This is a genomic window from Mesorhizobium sp. M7A.F.Ca.CA.004.12.1.1, assembly GCF_003997835.1.
Taxonomy (GTDB): domain Bacteria; phylum Pseudomonadota; class Alphaproteobacteria; order Rhizobiales; family Rhizobiaceae; genus Mesorhizobium.
The window spans coordinates 1-603 of record NZ_RZRK01001443.1; the positions used below are offsets into that span (position 1 = coordinate 1).

Here is a 603-nt window from a genome sequence, read left to right on the forward strand (position 1 = left end):
CGTCGATTACGCGCGGCGACCTGCAGGCGAAAGCCGTCTCGATCGATGCGCTGGTCGCCAACTATCTGGCGGCGCCCGTGATCTCCGGAAAGATCCGCGCCGACACCGTCATTTCGGGCGGCACCGTGATCAGCGGCATCGATGTCGACTTAAAGCGCGACGGCGACTGGACCGGCTTCGCCGGCGGCGCAACCGTCAAGGGCATTCCGGCGCGGGCCGCCGGCCGGGTGAAAGTGGCCAACGGCACGACAACTATCGAGCTTGCCTCCGGCCAGGCGACCGTCCAGGGCATCAAGGCGGCCATTGCCCAGGCCTCGAGCGTCAGCATCGCCAATGGCACGACGACGCTGGATCGGCTGGTGCTCAACCTTGGCGGTGGCACGGCGACGGTGACCGGCAAGGTCGGCACGGCGCTCGACATCAATGCGACGCTGGCGCGGGTGCCGATGTCGCTCGCCAACAGTTTTTCGCCGGGCCTCGACGCCGCCGGCTCGATTTCGGGCACGGTCAAGGTGACGGGCGCGCCGGCAAATCCCGCCATTGCCTTCAATCTCGACGCAGCGGGCGTGCAGACCTCGCAGACCCGCGGCGCCGGTGTCGGTG

Annotated in this window: 1 protein-coding gene; it reads left to right on the forward strand. The window is 68.3% G+C overall.

Annotation, left to right across the window (positions count from 1 at the left end):
- A partial coding sequence (locus EN984_RS36940; protein WP_164766039.1) for a hypothetical protein occupies positions 1-603 on the forward strand: 603 nt, incomplete at both ends.